Source organism: Hymenobacter coalescens, assembly GCF_054783195.1.
In genome coordinates this window covers 139,938-156,959 of the sequence record NZ_BAAGRA010000017.1, presented here as the reverse complement: position 1 = coordinate 156,959, position 17,022 = coordinate 139,938, and the positions used below count along the sequence as shown (strand labels likewise).

17 protein-coding genes and 1 tRNA gene are annotated in these 17,022 nt (G+C 62.9%); 11 read left to right on the top strand and 7 right to left on the bottom strand.

Going from position 1 to position 17,022, the window contains the following annotated elements:
• Positions 1–203 precede the first annotated feature (203 nt).
• Positions 204–815 (top strand): TlpA family protein disulfide reductase, encoded by a 612-nt coding sequence (locus ACYVKQ_RS15230; RefSeq protein ID WP_460676214.1) that lies wholly within the window; start codon positions 204–206, stop codon positions 813–815.
• A 226-nt stretch (positions 816–1,041) separates the two neighbouring features.
• On the opposite strand, the gene ACYVKQ_RS15225 is transcribed toward ACYVKQ_RS15230, so the two are convergent.
• Positions 1,042–1,551 carry a hypothetical protein gene (locus tag ACYVKQ_RS15225; RefSeq protein ID WP_460676213.1) on the bottom strand — a complete coding sequence of 170 codons (510 nt, stop codon included), beginning with the start codon at positions 1,549–1,551 and terminating at the stop codon, positions 1,042–1,044.
• A gap of 20 nt (positions 1,552–1,571) precedes the next feature.
• Positions 1,572–2,012 (bottom strand): hypothetical protein, encoded by a 441-nt coding sequence (locus tag ACYVKQ_RS15220; protein ID WP_460676212.1) that lies wholly within the window; start codon positions 2,010–2,012, stop codon positions 1,572–1,574.
• Between the two features lie 94 nt (positions 2,013–2,106).
• Between ACYVKQ_RS15220 and ACYVKQ_RS15215 the strand changes: the two genes are divergently transcribed.
• On the top strand, positions 2,107–2,337 hold the full coding sequence (locus tag ACYVKQ_RS15215) for a helix-turn-helix domain-containing protein (protein ID WP_460676211.1): 231 nt from the start codon (positions 2,107–2,109) through the stop codon (positions 2,335–2,337).
• A gap of 461 nt (positions 2,338–2,798) precedes the next feature.
• Here the strand turns inward: ACYVKQ_RS15215 and ACYVKQ_RS15210 are convergent.
• From ACYVKQ_RS15210 to ACYVKQ_RS15200, 3 genes are all read right to left on the bottom strand, one after another.
• A tRNA-Arg gene (locus ACYVKQ_RS15210) sits at positions 2,799–2,872 on the bottom strand.
• 110 nt (positions 2,873–2,982) lie between these two features.
• A complete protein-coding gene (locus ACYVKQ_RS15205; protein WP_460676210.1) occupies positions 2,983–3,696 on the bottom strand; it encodes a TVP38/TMEM64 family protein in 714 nt (237 codons plus the stop codon).
• A 79-nt stretch (positions 3,697–3,775) separates the two neighbouring features.
• Positions 3,776–4,729: a DUF2167 domain-containing protein gene (locus tag ACYVKQ_RS15200; protein WP_460676209.1), complete on the bottom strand. Its 954-nt coding sequence runs from the start codon at positions 4,727–4,729 to the stop codon at positions 3,776–3,778.
• A 148-nt stretch (positions 4,730–4,877) separates the two neighbouring features.
• On the opposite strand from ACYVKQ_RS15200, the gene ACYVKQ_RS15195 reads away from it, so the two are divergent.
• From ACYVKQ_RS15195 to ACYVKQ_RS15180, 4 genes are all read left to right on the top strand, one after another.
• On the top strand, positions 4,878–6,017 hold the full coding sequence (locus ACYVKQ_RS15195; RefSeq protein WP_460676208.1) for a cystathionine gamma-synthase: 1,140 nt from the start codon (positions 4,878–4,880) through the stop codon (positions 6,015–6,017).
• Positions 6,018–6,110: 93 nt separating this feature from the next.
• The gene (locus ACYVKQ_RS15190; RefSeq protein ID WP_460676207.1) at positions 6,111–6,836 is read left to right on the top strand and encodes an SIMPL domain-containing protein; all 726 of its coding nucleotides are present in this window, start codon (positions 6,111–6,113) and stop codon (positions 6,834–6,836) included.
• A gap of 9 nt (positions 6,837–6,845) precedes the next feature.
• Positions 6,846–8,129, top strand: coding sequence for a glycosyltransferase 87 family protein (locus tag ACYVKQ_RS15185; RefSeq protein WP_460676206.1), 1,284 nt, complete (start codon positions 6,846–6,848; stop codon positions 8,127–8,129).
• A 10-nt stretch (positions 8,130–8,139) separates the two neighbouring features.
• The gene (locus ACYVKQ_RS15180) at positions 8,140–9,423 is read left to right on the top strand and encodes a hypothetical protein (protein ID WP_460676205.1); all 1,284 of its coding nucleotides are present in this window, start codon (positions 8,140–8,142) and stop codon (positions 9,421–9,423) included.
• A gap of 44 nt (positions 9,424–9,467) precedes the next feature.
• Here ACYVKQ_RS15180 and ACYVKQ_RS15175 read toward each other — a convergent pair whose 3' ends face one another.
• The gene (locus ACYVKQ_RS15175; protein WP_460676204.1) at positions 9,468–11,003 is read right to left on the bottom strand and encodes a hypothetical protein; all 1,536 of its coding nucleotides are present in this window, start codon (positions 11,001–11,003) and stop codon (positions 9,468–9,470) included.
• A 79-nt stretch (positions 11,004–11,082) separates the two neighbouring features.
• Positions 11,083–12,093, bottom strand: a complete 1,011-nt coding sequence (locus ACYVKQ_RS15170; protein WP_460676203.1) for an OmpA/MotB family protein — start codon at positions 12,091–12,093, stop codon at positions 11,083–11,085.
• A gap of 167 nt (positions 12,094–12,260) precedes the next feature.
• On the opposite strand from ACYVKQ_RS15170, the gene ACYVKQ_RS15165 reads away from it, so the two are divergent.
• The 5 genes from ACYVKQ_RS15165 to ACYVKQ_RS15145 all read left to right on the top strand — a co-directional run bounded on the left by ACYVKQ_RS15165 (position 12,261) and on the right by ACYVKQ_RS15145 (position 16,969).
• A complete protein-coding gene (locus ACYVKQ_RS15165; RefSeq protein ID WP_460676202.1) occupies positions 12,261–13,313 on the top strand; it encodes a class I fructose-bisphosphate aldolase in 1,053 nt (350 codons plus the stop codon).
• Between the two features lie 212 nt (positions 13,314–13,525).
• The gene (gene accD, locus ACYVKQ_RS15160; protein WP_460676201.1) at positions 13,526–14,401 is read left to right on the top strand and encodes an acetyl-CoA carboxylase, carboxyltransferase subunit beta; all 876 of its coding nucleotides are present in this window, start codon (positions 13,526–13,528) and stop codon (positions 14,399–14,401) included.
• A 201-nt stretch (positions 14,402–14,602) separates the two neighbouring features.
• Entirely contained in the window at positions 14,603–15,343 is a 741-nt protein-coding gene (locus tag ACYVKQ_RS15155; protein ID WP_460676200.1) for an OmpA family protein, read from the top strand.
• Between the two features lie 188 nt (positions 15,344–15,531).
• Positions 15,532–15,822, top strand: a complete 291-nt coding sequence (locus ACYVKQ_RS15150; protein ID WP_460676199.1) for a glycine zipper domain-containing protein — start codon at positions 15,532–15,534, stop codon at positions 15,820–15,822.
• A 433-nt stretch (positions 15,823–16,255) separates the two neighbouring features.
• Positions 16,256–16,969: an OmpA family protein gene (locus ACYVKQ_RS15145; RefSeq protein WP_460676198.1), complete on the top strand. Its 714-nt coding sequence runs from the start codon at positions 16,256–16,258 to the stop codon at positions 16,967–16,969.
• The last annotated feature ends 53 nt before the right edge of the window (positions 16,970–17,022 follow it).

Sequence of the window (17,022 nt, the reverse complement as noted above, 5' to 3'; positions counted from 1 at the left end):
AGCACAGATGCCAGTCTGGTTTCCCCTGCTGTGCTTCAGTCTGCGGAATTTCAGTTCGTCTATCCACAAATCCCAATCTTTGCACTGCCGTCGTTCGGCTTGGTCAATAACGCCCGGTTTCCGAACCTGCCCGCAATATGGACTTTCATAAATGAGCGGTTTAACATGCAGGTGGACCGAAGCAATGAGCACAACCCATCGGTATGACGCATTCTGATCTGCAGCGACCTGGCAAAACAGCCACCGCCCGTTTTCGCCAGTGGCTGCCGGCTCTCTACGTGCTGATACCCGCTACGCTGTACTTTACTGGGCTGCACACCGAAGCTATTGGTCGCGTACAGCAACTCGGCTTGGCCACAGGACTTTTTGCGCACGCGGCTACGCGACCCACTACCCCAGTGCCTAAAGCGGACTACTCGCTACCGCTACGCACACTCGACGGGCGTCCGACAACACTCGCCGCATTGCGTGGAAAGGTTGTCGTGCTCAATATCTGGGCGACATGGTGCCCCCCCTGTGTGGCAGAGATGCCCGGCTTGCAGAAGCTCCACGACAAGACCAAGTCGGACAACATTGCTCTGGTACTGGTTTCAGTAGACGAGCAGCCGGAGAAAGCGCGTCGTTTCATAGCCCGACGCGGGTTTACCATGCCCATTTACACGTTGAATGGTGACCTGCCGGCTGTGTTCAACACCGAATCCATCCCGACGACCTTCATCATTGCTCCGAATGGGGATATTGTCGACCGGCACGAAGGGATGGGCGACTACGATAACGAACAGATGGTGCGCTTCCTCCGGCAACTGCAACGGTAATCAGAAGGTGGCTCCTGCACTGCAGATGTTCCTTGCTCTCTGCCGAGGTGCAAAGCTTGTGGAAGGCGTCCCAGGAAACGTTGATGATCGTGACAGCTCTGTTTGAAAACTCTTCTCTGCGAAAGGGGGGGTAGGTCGGTTGAGAGAAAAGGCGGGGGGATGGTTATAAAGGTACCCCTACCTCGCGTGCACATGCAGCAACTGTACCCCAGCAAAGAGCAGCGAGTCACTCAACCGGCCGGCAATAGAAGGTGAGCCTGTATGTGTCTTTCAGACCATTCCGGCCAGCCTTGTCAGTTATCCAGTCGAGGTTGAGTGACTTGTTGCCTGAGACCGTGGAGCGCCAGATAACGCTGGGTTGGCTCTGGTTTCGTACCTCTGCCGATGGTGGGCCTATCTGCCCTGTGTAGATGGCACCACCGTATGTCTCCGTCACGATGTCATCGTACGCGTGTCTGAACGGATTCGCCAGATAATCGAGCCTGTAAGACGGCGCTCCAACAGCCGTCCGGTAAGTTCCGCTGCCGGTCGTATGGTACACGAGTACTCTCGAACGACCGGTCTTCATCAGCAAGTCGACTTTCCACGTCTTCAGGTCTCGATAACCCTCGTCGAAGGAAACGAAGCGGCTTAGTGCGATTTTATACACGTGGTACTTCGCTGGGTATAACAGTTCTTGGGCCACCGAGGAGCCTGCCAGCAGCGCACAGACAGCAGTCAATATCAATTTCTTCATCGCGAAGCTGAACCGTATAGCTACCGACCCATTTTCAGGGTCAGACTGATTCCTTCGGACCCGATTGCCGCGTTCAGCTGCTCCGTCGTGGGTATGATATCGGCAGTAAACCGGCTCAGCCCTTGTCGAAGCAGGTATAGTTCAGCGTCGGCAAAAATGTGGAATCGCGCCACTACATTTCCCCCCTCCGCAGTATCACGCCAGCCGATAGAGTGAAAAACAGGCATGAAGGTGTGGTCATCTTCTTCTACATCGACGACGTGTATCGTCATGCGGCAAACCTCGTCCGTGATGCGTTGGAGCTGCTCGTAGTTGGGTGCCAGGTCAGCGAATACCTCATTCACCGGAACGATGTGGTATTCGCCAGCTTCCTTCGGTGGTTGGCGGAGGAGCGTCATAACCAGCTTCCAGGCATATTCCCTGGCAGCGAACTTCTTTGCGACAAGAACGGAACTCGACATGGCACCGACGATAATAGGGGCGGGGTGCGAAGTTAGTTATAATGACAAATATGTCATTGTGTGCGCCTTCGTAGAGACGTGACTTTGTCGCCTCATGGCGCGCAAGCACGAATCACCTTTCTTGTCAGAACTTGCTCGTCGCCTGAAGGCGCTGCGAGAAGACAGAAAGCTGACGCTGCAGGAAGTGTACGACGCCACTGGGGTGCATATCGGACGCATCGAGTCGAGTAAGGCCAACGTGACTCTCACAACGCTGCTCACGCTGTGTCGACACTACGGTGTTCGACTTGTCGATGTCGTGGAAGGACTCGATGAGTTTGCGTGACCGACATCAGGTGTAGGCGCGCAGAATGTCGATGAGTGAGTCACAAATTTTGTCGCTGTGTGTCCCAGACGCTATCTGACGTCGGGCCAAGGACAACGGAGTTTGCTATCAATAGATCATCAGTGCCCGTCTTGTGAACGGACACTTGAAAGTCTGTTTCTGAGGGTATGCGAGTACGTGCTCTTGCTCGTGCTCACGCCAAGAGCTTGGTAACCCGAGTTGAGCAACGCACGCCAAACTTGAGAACCACAGTGGCAGTCAAGTAACAAGGTGCTTCCTGGTCAACCCGACAACAGACACGACCAATTTCGCTCGCGGCTCAAGAGTTGACTTACGGTAGCCAACACGAACGTTCAGGTCGTCAAGTTTGGTAAAACGTTCAGTTGTTTTACCTATGTTTTACCTGTAAACGAAAACACCCTGTAAACGCTTGGTTTACAGGGTGTTGTACGAATTGGATGTGGTCACGTAGGGAGTCGAACCCCAAACCTCCTGGTTCGTAGCCAGGTGCTCTATCCAGTTGAGCTACGTGACCGTTTTTCCGTGTTGGTGGTGCAAAGATAACAGCCGCTTTTTGGCTTCTGCAAATGTTATCCGAATATTTCCGGGAAGGTAGTGCCGGTAGTGAGTGCAAGCCGCTGAACGTCAGGCGACATTTTTTTGCGATTTTTTTAGCGCCCGGTTCAGGGCCCGGTTGAAAAGGTAGTAGAGCCCGAATACCGACACGGCAATCAGCCCGGCCACCAGCAGCTTGCCGGCCGTGCCGCTGTCCGGGTCGCGCACGAGGTCGAATACGTCTTGCGCTTTGGTGCCAAGCCAGTAGAAAAACAGGCTGCGCGGGAGCATGCCCACCACTGAAGCGGCCAAAAAGCGCTTTTTCTCGACCCGCATCACCGCCAGCACGAAGGTCATCAGGGCGAAGGGGAGCACCGGCGAGATGCGCGTGAGCAGGATGAGCTGCCAGCTTTCCTTTTTCAGCTCCTGCATCACGGCCTCGGCCTTGGGGAAATGGTGGAGGAAGGCGAGCATCTTGCCGTGGTCGAGGGAAGTGGCTACCAGGTAGCCCACCATGGCGGCCAGCGCGTAGCTGAGCACCATGCCGGGGAAGCCCCACCAGCCCAGGTAAAAGCCCGTCACCAGCGCCACGAAGGTGGTGGGCGTCAGGGCAAAGGCCATGGTGAAGGCAATCAGTGCGAAATACACCAGCGTCTGCGCGTTGGTCAGGTTCTGCAGCAGCTGCTGGTTTTGATAAAGCACGCCACTCAGCGTGGCGCTGCCGAGCACGGGCAGGGCCACCAGCAGGCCCATTGAGAGCAGCGTAGAGGCATTGTGACGAAGTAGGTCGCGGAGAAAGCGCATGGGCAGGCGGCAAAAGAAAGCGGGCCGGCCAACCGACCGGCCCGCTACCCAGGCTCAAACGTAAAACCGGGCGCCGAAGCTACACTTCCGGCGCCGGAGTAACCCCAGGGGTGGGGCCTTCATCGGTCGGCTGCTCGTCTTCGAACGCTACGGCGCGGCCGGTGAAAAAGCGGCGCAGGGCCGTGAAGCCCGCGGCTAGCACGGCGAGAATGACCTTCCAGAACTTGGCCAGCAGGGCAAAAGCCCCCACTTTCGCCAGCACCTTGCCCGCTACCAGCCCGCCGAGCGAATAGGCTGCTACCTCGTCGAGGTCGGGGTTGAAGTCGGTGTAGCGCTGGCCGGCCGCGAAGTCGGCAGCCTTGACCACGGCCGGAATCTGGGCCTGCACCAGGGCCAGCTGCGAGGGGTCGGCCACGGCGTTGAGGCTGAGCACGCCCTTGCGGCCAAGCACGCGCACGTCGTAGTTGAGCGTGGGGCCGTCGGAGCCCTCAAACTGCAGCTTTTTGGCCCAGTGCAGGGCGTGCGTGGCTTGGTCGTAGTGCGGGGGCAAGGCCCAGCCGAGCAGCTCGCGCGTGGGGTAGCCGGCAGCTTTGCGTTCGGGGTTGCTGTCGCGGATTTCCTGCTGCATGTCGGTCAGCAGCTCGTCGTAGTCGATGTCGGCCGCGTCGTCGTCCTTGACGTAGCCCATGGCTTCGTAGCTGACCACGAACGTCCAGCTTTTTTCGTCGGCCGGGCCCAGCTTGGCCGGGAACAGCATGCCCTCCACGTCTTCGGCGGCGGTGGCGGGGTTGCCCCAGAGGTCGACGAGGACGCGGCGGCTCTGGGCCGCGTCGAGAAAGCGCATGCCGGCAGGCACGGTGAGCGTGCCAAGCCCGTTGCCGAGCGCCACGCGGCCCGTCTGGTAACGGAAGCTGGCGTTGACGGAGTCGAGGCGCGCCTGGAAGAGCGCGGCCGAATCGACGGGGGTGGGGGCCGCTTGGGCGGCGAAGGCTGGGACGAGGGCCCAGCATAGCAGGCGTAAAAGTTGTTTCACGCGGTAACAGAGAAGGTTGGGGAATAAATACAGTCGGGAACAAGTTAAGGCGCCGACCGGAGCCGGCCATGAGGAAGGCGGAAGAAAATCAGCCTGCTACCTTTGGGCCCCCTAACTTGCCCAGACCCTAAGACCCCAAGTTCCTGCTATGAAATTCGGCACCAAAGCCATTCACGCCGGCGTCCACCCGGACCCCACCACGGGCGCCATCATGACGCCCATCTACCAGACCTCGACCTACGTGCAACGCTCGCCGGGCGACCATAAAGGCTACGAGTACTCGCGCACGCACAACCCTACCCGCACCCAGCTGCAAAATGCCCTGGCGGCCCTCGAAAATGGGACGCACGGCCTGTGCTTCGCCACCGGCATGGCCGCCATCGACTGCATGGTGAAGCTGCTGGAGCCCGGCGACGAGGTGGTGGCCACCAACGACCTGTACGGCGGCTCGTACCGCATCTTCACGAAAGTTTTCGCCAAGTACGGCATCAAGTTCACCTTCGTGCCGATGCACGACGTGGCCGCCGTGCGCGCCGCCGTGACCGAGCGCACCAAGCTGGTGTGGGCCGAAACGCCCACGAACCCGCTGCTGCACATCATCGACATCAAGGCCATTGCCGAGGCGGCCCACGCCGGCGGCGCCCTGCTGGTGGTCGACAACACCTTCGCCACGCCTTACCTGCAAACCCCGCTCGACCTCGGCGCCGACGTGGTGATGCACTCCCTGACCAAGTACATGGGCGGCCACTCCGACGTGGTGATGGGCGCCCTCATCGTGAAAGACGACGAGCTGCACCAGCGCCTCTCGTTTATCCAGAATGCCTGCGGCGGCACGCCCGGTCCCCAGGACTGCTTCCTGGTGCTGCGCGGCCTCAAGACGCTGCACATCCGCATGCAGCGCCACTGCGAAAACGGCCGCGCCGTGGCCGAGTACCTGCGCCAGCACCCCAAAGTGGGCCAGGTGTTCTGGCCCGGTTTCGAGTCGCACCCCAACCACCAGGTAGCCCGCCAGCAGATGCGCGACTTCGGCGGCATGATCAGCTTCGTGCTGAAGGAAGACAAGGTGGAGGACGCGGTGGCCGTGCTGGAGAAATTCCAGCTGTTTTCGCTGGCCGAAAGCCTCGGCGGCGTGGAAAGCCTCTCGGGCCACCCCGCCACCATGACGCACGCCAGCATTCCGGCCGAAGAGCGCCGCAAAGCCGGCCTGTCAGACTCGCTGATTCGTCTCTCGGTGGGCATCGAAGACGCCGAAGACCTGATTGAGGATCTGGCCCAAGCCCTGGGCTAAGCCAGCTACAGCCTGTGAAGCCGTCATTCTGCGCCCATGCGGAGGATGACGGCTTACTTGTATCCCATTCATCCAACTGCTTATTCTACAACGATGCGTCACACTTTCTACCTCTGGCTATTAGCCGCCACGCTGGCCGGCGCGGCCACCACGGCCGCGGCCCAAACCGCCGCGCCGCGCCCCCGCACGCTGGCCGTGCGCGGCACCGCCTTTGCCGACGTGGAGCCGGAGCGCGTGGAGCTGCTCGTGACCTACCGCGTGGCCGACAATGTGAAGGACGCCGACAAGGCCAAAGCCCAGGAACAGGCCTTGCTGGTGGCGCTGCAGAGCTTCGGCGTGCCGCGCGAGAAGCTGGTGCTCGACAACCTGACGGCCTACGGCTACGGCGGCTTCTCGAAAACCTACAACGCCAACGTCTCCCTCACCAAGGTGTACCGCCTCACCCTCGACAAGCCGGCGGTGCTCAACGAGCTGATTCCGCGGCTGGTGCAAACCGGGGCTGATAACGTGCAGGTGGCCCGCCTGGAAAGCTCGCAGCTGGAGGCGCGCAAGCAGGAAGTGTTGTCCCGCGCCCTCGACAACGCCCGGCAGAAGGCCGCCCAGATGGCCCGGCAGCTCGGCCAGCAGCTCGGCGCCCCGCTAGCCGTGGCCGAGGTGGTGCCCGGCCTGACGCTGCCGGCAGCGGAGGATACCCGCTCGAATTACAAGCTGCGCGGCGCGAGCCTGGAGGAGCAGGCCGACGCAGCCGGCAGCGCGCCGCCCAACCTGCGCACCATCCGCGTGAGCAGCGCCGTCGACGCCGAGTTTGAGCTGAAATAACTCTGAGGCGTGCCCGAATCCGCTCCCTCCAACCCAAACCCGGCTTGGTGGCGCCGCTGGCCGCTGGGGCCGTATGCGGTGCCTTATCTGCTGCTGCTTGGGCTGCTGACGGTGCTGCTGCCCGAGGCCGGCTTCAAGGACGACTTCTGGCTCTGGGTACGGTGGGCGCAGTACAGCACGGCCCACGGGCTGGGCAACGTGTACGCCGTGCACGGCAACAACTATAACCCGCTCTACCACTACGTGCTGTGGCTATACGGGCAGCTGGCTGGCAGCGCGGCGGCCATCGAGGCGCACCGCTACTGGCTGAAGCTGCTCACCCTGCCCTTCGACGTGGCCGGGGCGCTGCTGGCCGCGTCATTGGCCGGCACCGACCGGCGGCGCTTCGTCGGTTCCCTGCTGCTGCTGCTCAACGTCGGTTACCTGTACAACACGCTGATCTGGGGCCAGGTCGATGCCATCTACACTGGTCTGAGTTTCGCGGCCGTGCTGCTGGCCCTGCACGGGCGAGGCACCTGGAGCGCGGTGTGCTTTGCGCTGGCCTTGACGGCCAAGCTGCAGGCGCTGATATTTCTGCCGGGGCTGCTGCTGCTCTGGGCGCCGCAGTGGTGGCAGCAGCCGCGCCGCTTCGGGGCCGCGCTGCTGGCCGGGCTGGGCACGGTGGCGCTGGTGCTGTTGCCTTTTGCCATTGGGGGCGAAAGAAGCTACCTCGACGTTATCTGGCGCATCAACCGGCAGGCTGTGGGCTACTACCCGGTGCTGTCGATGAACGCCTACAACTGGTGGCACCTCGCGGCCGACGGCCACTTGCTCACCCGCCTCGACACGGACCTCTGGCGTGGCCTGACGTTCCGGCATTGGGGTATGCTGCTGTTTGCCGGGGCAGCCACGGTGGTCTTGCTGCCGCTGCTACTGCACACGCTTGGGCGGCTCCGGCAGCCACGCCCCGCCGACCGGCCGCTGGTGCTGCTCGCGTTTGCCCTGGTGCCGCTGATCTTCTGCTTTTTCAACACCCAGATGCACGAACGGTACTGGCACAGCGCCGTCTTGTTCGCAGCCGCGTACGCCTTTGTATTGGGGCGCTACCTGGTCTTTGGCCTGAGCTGCCTGGGCTACCTGCTGAACCTGGAGGCCGTGCTGGGCTACCTGCAGCTGCGGGCGCTATGGCCCGGGTTGCTGCATCCGCCGCTGGTGGCGCTGCTGTTCGCGGCGGCCATCGGGGCTGGCATCGTGGAGCTGTACGGGCTGCTTGGCAGGCAACGCCGGGCATGGACGGCGGACCGCGTTGCGTAGCTTTGAGGCGATGAACAGGCCCTGGTTTGGACGCTACGCGCTGCTGCGGCGCCTCAGCCCGCTGCGCTACGCAGGGCTATACTTGCTGCTGTTCGGGCTGCTGCTCGCCCTGGCCGGCCGCACGGCCCACGAAGGCGACCGGGGCGCCTGGCAGGCGTGGACGGCTCACATCTTCCGCCGCGGCCTGGGCAATACATACGAAGACCTGGCCATCGACTACAACCCGCTCTACCACTACGTGCTGTGGCTCTATGGGCAGTTGCTGGGGAGCGTATCGGCTATTTACGCCTACTCGCACGGACTGAAAGCCGTCACCCTGCTCTTCGACTTTGCCGGGGCCCTGCTGGCCGCGTCGTGGCTGCGCGGCAGCTGGCGCCGCTTCGTGGGCGCGTTGTGGCTGCTGCTGAACGCCGGCTACCTCTACAACACGCTCATCTGGCAGCAGGTCGACGCCATTTTTACCACCCTCACCTTCGCGGCGGTGCTGCTGGCGGTGCGCGGCCGGCTGGTGCTGAGCGTGGTGCTCTACGTGCTGGCCCTGAACGCCAAGCTGCAGGCCATTGTATTTCTGCCGCCGCTGTTGCTGCTGTGGCTGCCCCTGGCCCGGCGCTCGGGCCGGCAGCTGCTGCTGGGGGTGGGGGCGGCGGCCGCGGTGCAGGTGCTACTGCTGGCGCCCTTCGTGTGGGGCGGCGAGCGAAGCTACCTCGGGCGCATCCTGCAAATCAACTTTACGGCCGTCAGCATTTACCCCTACACCACCGTCAACGCTTTCAACCTCTGGGTGCTGCTGATGCCCGACGCACTGTTCTGGGTGCCCGATACCCTGCGCAAGTTCGGCCTGAGCTACCGGCAGTGGGGGCTGCTGGCCTTCGGCGCGGGCTCGGCGGCGGCGCTGCTGCCCTTGCTCCAAGCCTCGTGGCTGCGGCTGCGGGCGCGTGTCATTTTCCGCCCGGCCGATGCGCCGCTGGTGCTGCTGGTCTGCGGGTTGATTCCCTTGGTGTTCTGCTTTTTCAACACCGAAATGCACGAGCGGTACTGGCACCCGGCGGTAGTGTTCCTGGGCGCCTACGCCCTGTGTACCCGCCGCTGGCTGCCCTACGCGCTGGTGTCGCTGGGCTATTTTCTGAACCTGCACACCATGTTCAGCCACTATCACCACCGGCCCACCTGGCTGGTACACCACCCGCAGATTGTGGCCGCGTTGTTTGCCCTGGCCCTGCTGGCGGGCTTCCGCTGCCTGTACCGTGAGGTCCGGGCATCGGGCCACCCAACAGCCCCGGCAGCTCCGCTGTAGAGCAGCCGCGGCAGCCGTCGGGGGGGCTACAGGGCAGCAAGCGGCTAATGGGCCTTCACCAGCCGCAGTACCTGTGCGCCGTCGAGGGTGCGGGCAAAGTACAGGCCGGCCGGCAGCGCGTCCGGCCGCCAACTCACGGAGCCGTCGGCGGCGCTCTGCAAGCGGGCCACCAGGCGGCCCAGCCCGTCGGTTATCAGCACAGGCTGCGGCTGCTGGCCCGTCAACTGAAAGCTCACCTGCTGATTAAACGGCGTTGGGTAAGCGCTGAGCACGCGCAGGTTGCGCACCGCCGCGGCAGCCGTGGGCCGCAAACCGGCCACGCGCAGCAGCACGGTGCGGTTGTCGCTGCCTTTCAGCGGGCAGGAGTTGTCGGTGGCGCGTACGCTGAAGGCGTACTGCCGCCCGGCGGCCGCGGGGGGCACCGTCCAGCCAAACTGCGCCGTGGGCGTCACCAGATTGGGCTGGAACGTGGCCCCGGGCAGCAGGTTGGCTACGTTGCTGGTAAGTAGCACCGTCTGGCCCGCGTCGGGGTCGGTGGCCGCGAAGGTGAGGTCCAGGGTCTGGCCGGGCAATACGCTGATGGCGCCGTCGAGGGAAACCGCCACGCTTCCCTGCCGGGCCGTCAGCGTGGGATTGGCATTGGGGGTGGCCCGCACGAAGTAGGTTACTTCCCGCGTCGCGCTGCCCAGGTGTATAAGCTGCCCACCCACCCGGCGGTACGAGTCGACGCGGGCGGCCACGGCGTAGAGCCCCAGCTGGGTAGGAGCGGCCAGCAGCAGGCCGGTAGCGGGGTTTAGCTCGACCCAGGGCGTGGCCACTCCGCCGCTAACGCGAAACGAGGGCAGCGGAAAGGCGCCCGAGAATTGTCCGGCCGGGTAGCTGCCCGTTTGTCCGCTGCCGGCATCGGTGACGGTACCCGCCGGGTAGGACAGGTACAGCATTGCCACGGGGCACTCGTACACGGAAGGGTTGGCGCGCGGGCTCCACTGGGCGGGCACCAGCGAATAAGCCAGCGAGTCGCCGTCGGCATCGAAGGCGGCGAAGCTGTAGCGGTTCAGGGCGTGGGCCGTGGCGTAAGGCAGCTCCGCCTCGGTGAAGCGCGGCGAATGGTCCGCCAGCGTCACCGTATTGTCCAGCGTGGTTTGCACGTGCATATCCCGCTGGTCGGGCTGAACCAGGTTGTTGCTCGAGAACGAGCGGTTTTCCTCGTCGATGCTGAGCGTCCACCGGTCGGCCGGCAGCGTTACGTCGGTTTCGGCCACCTGCACCTGGTAGGGCGCACCGGCGCCGCAGGGCGATGGTGCCGGCGTCGTGGCGGCGGTGGCCTGGAGTGGCACCGTGAAGCTGCCCGCGCCCGCAGAGGTACAGCCGGCGCCCTTGCAGACCAGGATGGTCTGGAGGTTGGTGGAAGCGCTGGACGTGGGGTCCACGTACCGCTCGACGCGTACCCGGTATTGATTGCCGCCCAAATGACGGTAGCTGATCTGCCCACCCAGGATGTGGGTAGCACGGGCGGAAAAGGACCCCGCAAGGCCCAGCAGCAGGGCCAACCCGAGGCGGCGAAAGTAGCAGTGGGTCATAATAAAGGCAGGAATCGTAGACGGTCAGGATCCAGTCCCAAACCTAACGATTCCTGCCTGTCGGTGTTGCCCGAACGGGTTATTTGCCCGCCTGCGAGTTGGCGTCCAGGATCTGGAACAGCTCGTCGAGCTTGGGCGTGAGGATAATCTCGGTGCGGCGGTTCATGGCTTTGTTCTGGGGCGAGTCATTTTGGGCCACCGGCACGTACTGCGAGCGGCCCGAGGCCGTCACGCGTTCGGGCTGCACCCCGCCCACGGTCAGCAGGCGGGCAATTTCGGTGGCGCGCAGCGCGCTCAGGTCCCAGTTGTCCTGCATGCCGGCGGTACCTTTCAGGATGGGAACGTTGTCGGTGTGGCCTTCCACCACCACGTTCACGTCGCGCTGCTCCTTGAGCACGGCGGCCAGCTTGGTCAACGCCTCCTGGCCTTTGGGGTCCACCTTCGTCGAGCCCGATTTGAACAGCAGCTGCTCCGAGAGGGACACATATACCTTGCCGTCCTTCACCTTCACCTGCAGGTCGCTGGCCTTGAAGGAGAGCAGGGCGTTGCTGACCTTGGCCCTAAGCGCATTGACGGCAGCATCCTTTTCGGCCAGGGCCTTTTCGAGCTCCGCCAGGCGCTGCTCGCGGCTTTTTACGTCGGCCGAGAGCTTGTCGATTTCGGTGCGGCTCTTGTTCAGGTTGGCCGACAGCTCGCCCAGCTCGGCCTCGCGGCGGGCCAGGTCCTGGGCTACTTTCTGGTAGTCGGCCGATTTGTTGGCCAGCACCTTCTCGTTGTTCTTGATGAGCTTCTCGTACGTATCGCTCAGCTCGCGGTACAGCGTCTGGGTGCGGCGCAGCACGTTGCCGGTCTGGGCCGAGTCACTGACGAGGCGGCGGTTGGTCAGGCGCAGTTCGTTCAGCTCATCGGTGGCCTTTTTCAGCTCGGCCACCGCCTCGCGGGCCTGCCGCTCCGCCGTGGTCTGGGCTTGCTCGGTGGCCGTCAGGCGGGCCTTCAGGTCGTCGTGTTTTTTGGCGGTTACGCAGCTTGTCAGGTTCAGGCTCACGGCGGCCAGGCCGGCCAGCAGCAGGGTAGGGGTTGACTTCTTCACAAGGCAAAATAAAGCAAAAGGACCCGGCGCACCCGTCGGGCACACGGCCCCGGCAAGGTAGCCCCGCGCGGCCGAATATGCCAGCGGAACGGCTCCGCCCGAACGGCATTTCGGTCTATATTTGGTTGCCTGCCACGCCTGCTCACCCTTTTCTCACCCCACGTCCCATGGCCTCTTCCTCCCTGCGCCTCACCGCCGACCACGAAGCCCTGCTGCAGCACGAGTGCCGCACCATTCCCAAGGAGCAGCTGCACCTGCCCGGTGCCGACTTCCTCGACCGCAGCTTCGTGCCCAGCTCCCGGGCGGCGCAGGTACTGCGCAGCCTCGGGCAGCTGTACCACCACGGCCGCCTGGGCGGCACCGGCTACCTGAGCATCCTGCCCGTCGACCAGGGCATCGAGCACACGGCCGGCGCCTCCTTCGGCCCGAACCCAATGTACTTCGACCCCGAAAACATTATCCGGCTGGCCGTGGAAGGCGGCTGCAACGCGGTGGCTACCACGTTCGGCACCTTCGGCACGGTGGCGCGCAAGTACGCCCACCGGATTCCCTTCCTCGTGAAAATCAACCACAACGAGCTGCTGACCTACCCCAATAAGTTCGATCAGATCATGTTCGGCTCGGTGGAAGAGGCCTGGAACCTGGGCGCGGCGGCCGTGGGCGCTACCATTTACTTCGGCTCCGAGGAGTCGGGGCGGCAGCTGCAGGAAGTGGCCGCGGCCTTCGAGCGGGCCCACGAGCTGGGGCTGGCCACGGTGCTCTGGTGCTACACCCGCAACAACGCCTTTAAAACCGCCGACAAGGATTACCACGTTTCGGCCGACCTCACCGGCCAGGCCAACCACCTGGGCGTGACCATTGGGGCCGACATCATCAAGCAGAAGCTGCCCGAAAACAACGGCGGCTTCAGCACCCTCAAGTTCGGCAAAACCCACCCGGCCATGTACGAGCAGCTCAGCTCCGAGCACCCCATCGACCTGACGCGCTACCAGGTGGCCAACTGCTACATGGGCCGCATCGGGCTCATCAACTCCGGCGGCGAAAGCAAAGGCGTTACCGACCGCGACGACGCCATTCGCACGGCCATCATCAACAAGCGCGCCGGCGGGCAGGGGCTCATTTCGGGCCGCAAAGCCTTCCAGCGCCCCTTCGCCGAAGGCGTGGAGCTGCTGCACGCCATTCAGGACGTGTACCTGGACGATTCCATCACGCTGGCCTGATCTTCCTTCGGTCGACTTACCTGCCGCCGAAATGCCCACGGCGGCTTTGTCGCCGCTAAATGTTTAAAGTAGCCGGGCCTACTTTACTTTTGTGCTCCGGTCCATTCGGTGGCAGGCAGCCGGCGGCGCCGTACCTTTCGGCGACGTAAGCTGGCCCGCCCCGCACCACGGACCGGCTGTGCACCCATCTTTGAACTAGTTCTTCAACCATAATGGCTTGGTTTAAACGGCAGGAAAAGGGCATCATCACGCCCACCGAGCAGAAAAAAGAAACGCCCGACGGCCTCTGGTACAAGTGCCCCGAATGCGGCACCGTGGCCGATATGGGCGAGCATCGGCGGCTGCTCTACACCTGCGCCTCCTGCAACCACCACGACCGCATCGACTCGGCCGAGTACTTTGAAATCCTGTTCGACGACAACCGCTTCACCGAACTGGATGCCAACCTCTCGTCCGGCGACCCGCTGCACTTCGTCGACACCAAGGCCTACCCGCAGCGCATTGCCTCCACGCAGCGTGCCACCGGCCTGAAGGACGCCGTGCGCACCGCCCACGGCCGCATGAACGGCGGCGAGTTGGTGGTGGCCTGCATGGACTTCCGCTTTATCGGCGGCTCCATGGGCTCGGTCGTCGGCGAAAAGATTGCCCGCGCCATCGACTACGCCCGCCAGCACCGCATTCCCTTCCTGATGATCAGCAAATCGGGCGGGGCGCGCATGATGGAGGCCGGCTACTCGCTGATGCAGATGGCCAAAACCTCCGCCAAGCTGGCCCTGCTGGCCGAAGCCGGCGTGCCCTATATTTCCCTGCTCACCGACCCCACCACCGGTGGCGTGACGGCCTCTTACGCCATGCTCGGCGACTTCAACATCTCCGAGCCGGGCGCACTGATCGGCTTCGCCGGGCCGCGCGTTATCAAGGAAACCATCGGTAAGGACCTGCCCAAGGGCTTCCAGAGCGCCGAATTTGTGCTGGAGCATGGCTTCCTGGATTTTATTGTCGACCGTAAGATGCTGAAGCAGAAGCTCAGCGACCTGCTGCTGATGCTGCGTCCGGCCCCTGTGGTGGCCGAGGCCCCCAGCCACTAAGCCGCTTCGGCATGCTTGTTGGATAACCCCGCTTGGCTACCGTCGTGGTAGTCGGGCGGGGTTGGTCGTTTTTGAACAGGCCGCCCGCCCCGGAATGTCTACTGGCTCAAGTACATGGTTCGATTAGCCCAACCTTTTCGGGCTGAACCGGGTAAAGGCCAACTGACTGTTTTCTCCCAACATTCACATACCACTGACCTCATGAAATCTTTCAAATCATTGTTTGCGCTGCTGCTGATGTTCACGGTGCTTTTTAGCTCCTGCAAAACGTCGCAGACCGCGGGCAGCAGCGACCTGCCTTCCAGCAACGGGTCGGGTGCCCGTAAAGACGGCATGAGCCGCACGGCCAAAGGCGGCGTGATCGGCGCGGGTGCCGGCGCGGCGGCCGGTGCCGTGCTGGGCCGCGTCATCGGCGGCAAATCGGGTACTGCTATCGGCGCCATCACCGGCGCGGCCGTGGGCGGTGCTACCGGGGCCGTTATCGGTCGCAAAATGGACAAGCAGGCCGAAGAGCTGCAGCGCGACATGAAGAACGCCCGCGTGGAGCGCGTCGGCGAAGGCATCAAAATCACGTTCGATGCCGGCATCCTGTTCGATACCAACAAATCGGACCTGCGCGCCGCTTCGCAGACGGAAATCCAGAAAATGGCCGAAGTGCTGAAGAAGTACCCCGACACCAACGTGCTGGTGGAAGGCCACACCGACAACACCGGTTCGGATGCCATCAACCAGCCGCTGTCGGAGCGCCGCGCCCAGGCTGTGGCCAATTACACCGTGCAGCAGGGCGTAGAGTCGGGTCGCATCACCACCAAGGGCTACGGCTCGACGCAGCCGGTGGCCGACAACACGACGGCGGAAGGCAAGCAGGCTAACCGCCGCGTGGAAATTGCCATCTACGCCAACGAGAAGATGAAGAAAGCCGCCGAGCGCGGCGACCTGTAAGCTGCTGTTGCTTCCGGTGTATCCGCTTGACGAGAGCCGCTCCTTGGGGGCGGCTCTTTTACGTTTGGCGTTCAGGATCAGGATAAAAACACGCAGCCGCGTAACCCCGGCGGTACGGCTTTACGTTTTTATCCAAGCAGCCCGCTATTGCCTCATTGCGTGGCGGGCTTTAACCAACCTGAACTGCCATGAACTTTCATAAAGGAATCGTTGCTGCCGTGCTTTCGGTAGCCTTGCTGGGCGGCGCCGCGGAGGCGCAGGCCCAATCGAAAATCACCAAGCCCCGCACTTGGAGCGGTAAGGCCAAAGGCGCCGCTATTGGTGGTACGGCCGGCGCTGCCACGGGTGCTGTCGTCGGTGGGGGTAAAGGGGCCCTGATCGGAGCTGCCGCCGGTACCGTCGGCGGGGCCGTTATCGGCCGCAAGAAGGATAAAAAGAAGGACCCTGTGCGCTACGAGCAGTATTCGCGCAAGGACTAAGCGCAGAATGTGATTTTTTTTGGACCACCAGCTCATTCGACAAGCTCAAGCTCCTCAGTGAGTTGTAAGCAAAAAGCCCTTTCGGATTCGGAAGGGCTTTTTTTTGGTGCTATATTTCGCCACAACATTCTTCGGCACCACATCGTTGAATGGGACGCTCCGCAGTCGGCAGGGTGCTAAGCAGTAGCTTAACCGGGCTGTTTTCAGCGCGGTTGCTCGGTCGCAGCAAACCGGGTAAACGGCCTAAGGTAATGGCCTCTTGCTATGCGGCGGAAAAAATTATTGCTTTGAAAGTCAGTAAATTGGTGTCGGCATGAGCCGCTCGGCACTCCTTTGGCAAGGTGGTTGCAAAACCTAGCTCAGACAGGGGCGTTCCACTGACCTACTCCTTCTCTTGCTCCTCTCTCACCATCATCAACCAGAAAACCAAGTCATGAACATGCTTCGTTCCCCCCTCGCTTTCCTGCTGGCCCTCGTGCTGCTGCTTACGTCGGTTGCCTCACAGGCCCAAACCACCACTACGACCCAGCGCAAGGGCATGAGCAAGACCGCTAAAGGCGGCATCATCGGGGGCTTGGGCGGCGCGGCCGGCGGGGCCGTGTTAGGCCGCGTCATCGGCGGCAAAAAGGGTACCGCTGCCGGTGCCATCATCGGCGCAGCCGTCGGCGGCGGCGCGGGGGCTCTTATTGGCCGCCGCATGGACAAGCAGGCCGAAGAGCTGCGCCGCGAAATGGCCGGCGCCAAAGTAGAGCGCGTGGGTGAGGGTATTAAAATTACGTTCGCCTCGGGCATCCTCTTCGCCACCAACTCCTCCTCGCTGACTTCCTCGGCCCAGGAAAACATCGGCACGCTGGCCGAAACCCTCAAGAAGTACGGCGACACGAACGTGCTGATCGAAGGCCACACCGACAACCGTGGCTCGGACGCTATTAATGATCCGCTCTCGCAGCGCCGGGCTCAGGCCGTGGCCAACTACATCATGAACCAGGGCGTGGAGCCGTCGCGCTTCGAAGTGAAAGGCCTGGGCTCGCGTGAGCCGGTGGCCGACAACACCACCGAAGCCGGCCGTAGCCAGAACCGCCGCGTGGAAGTGGCCATCTACGCCAACGAGAAGCTGAAGAAAGCTGCCGAGAAAGGCCAGATCTAAGCCGGGCCGGCCAACGCCGCTGTCCGTCGCTCATCCGGCGGCTCCCCTACTGG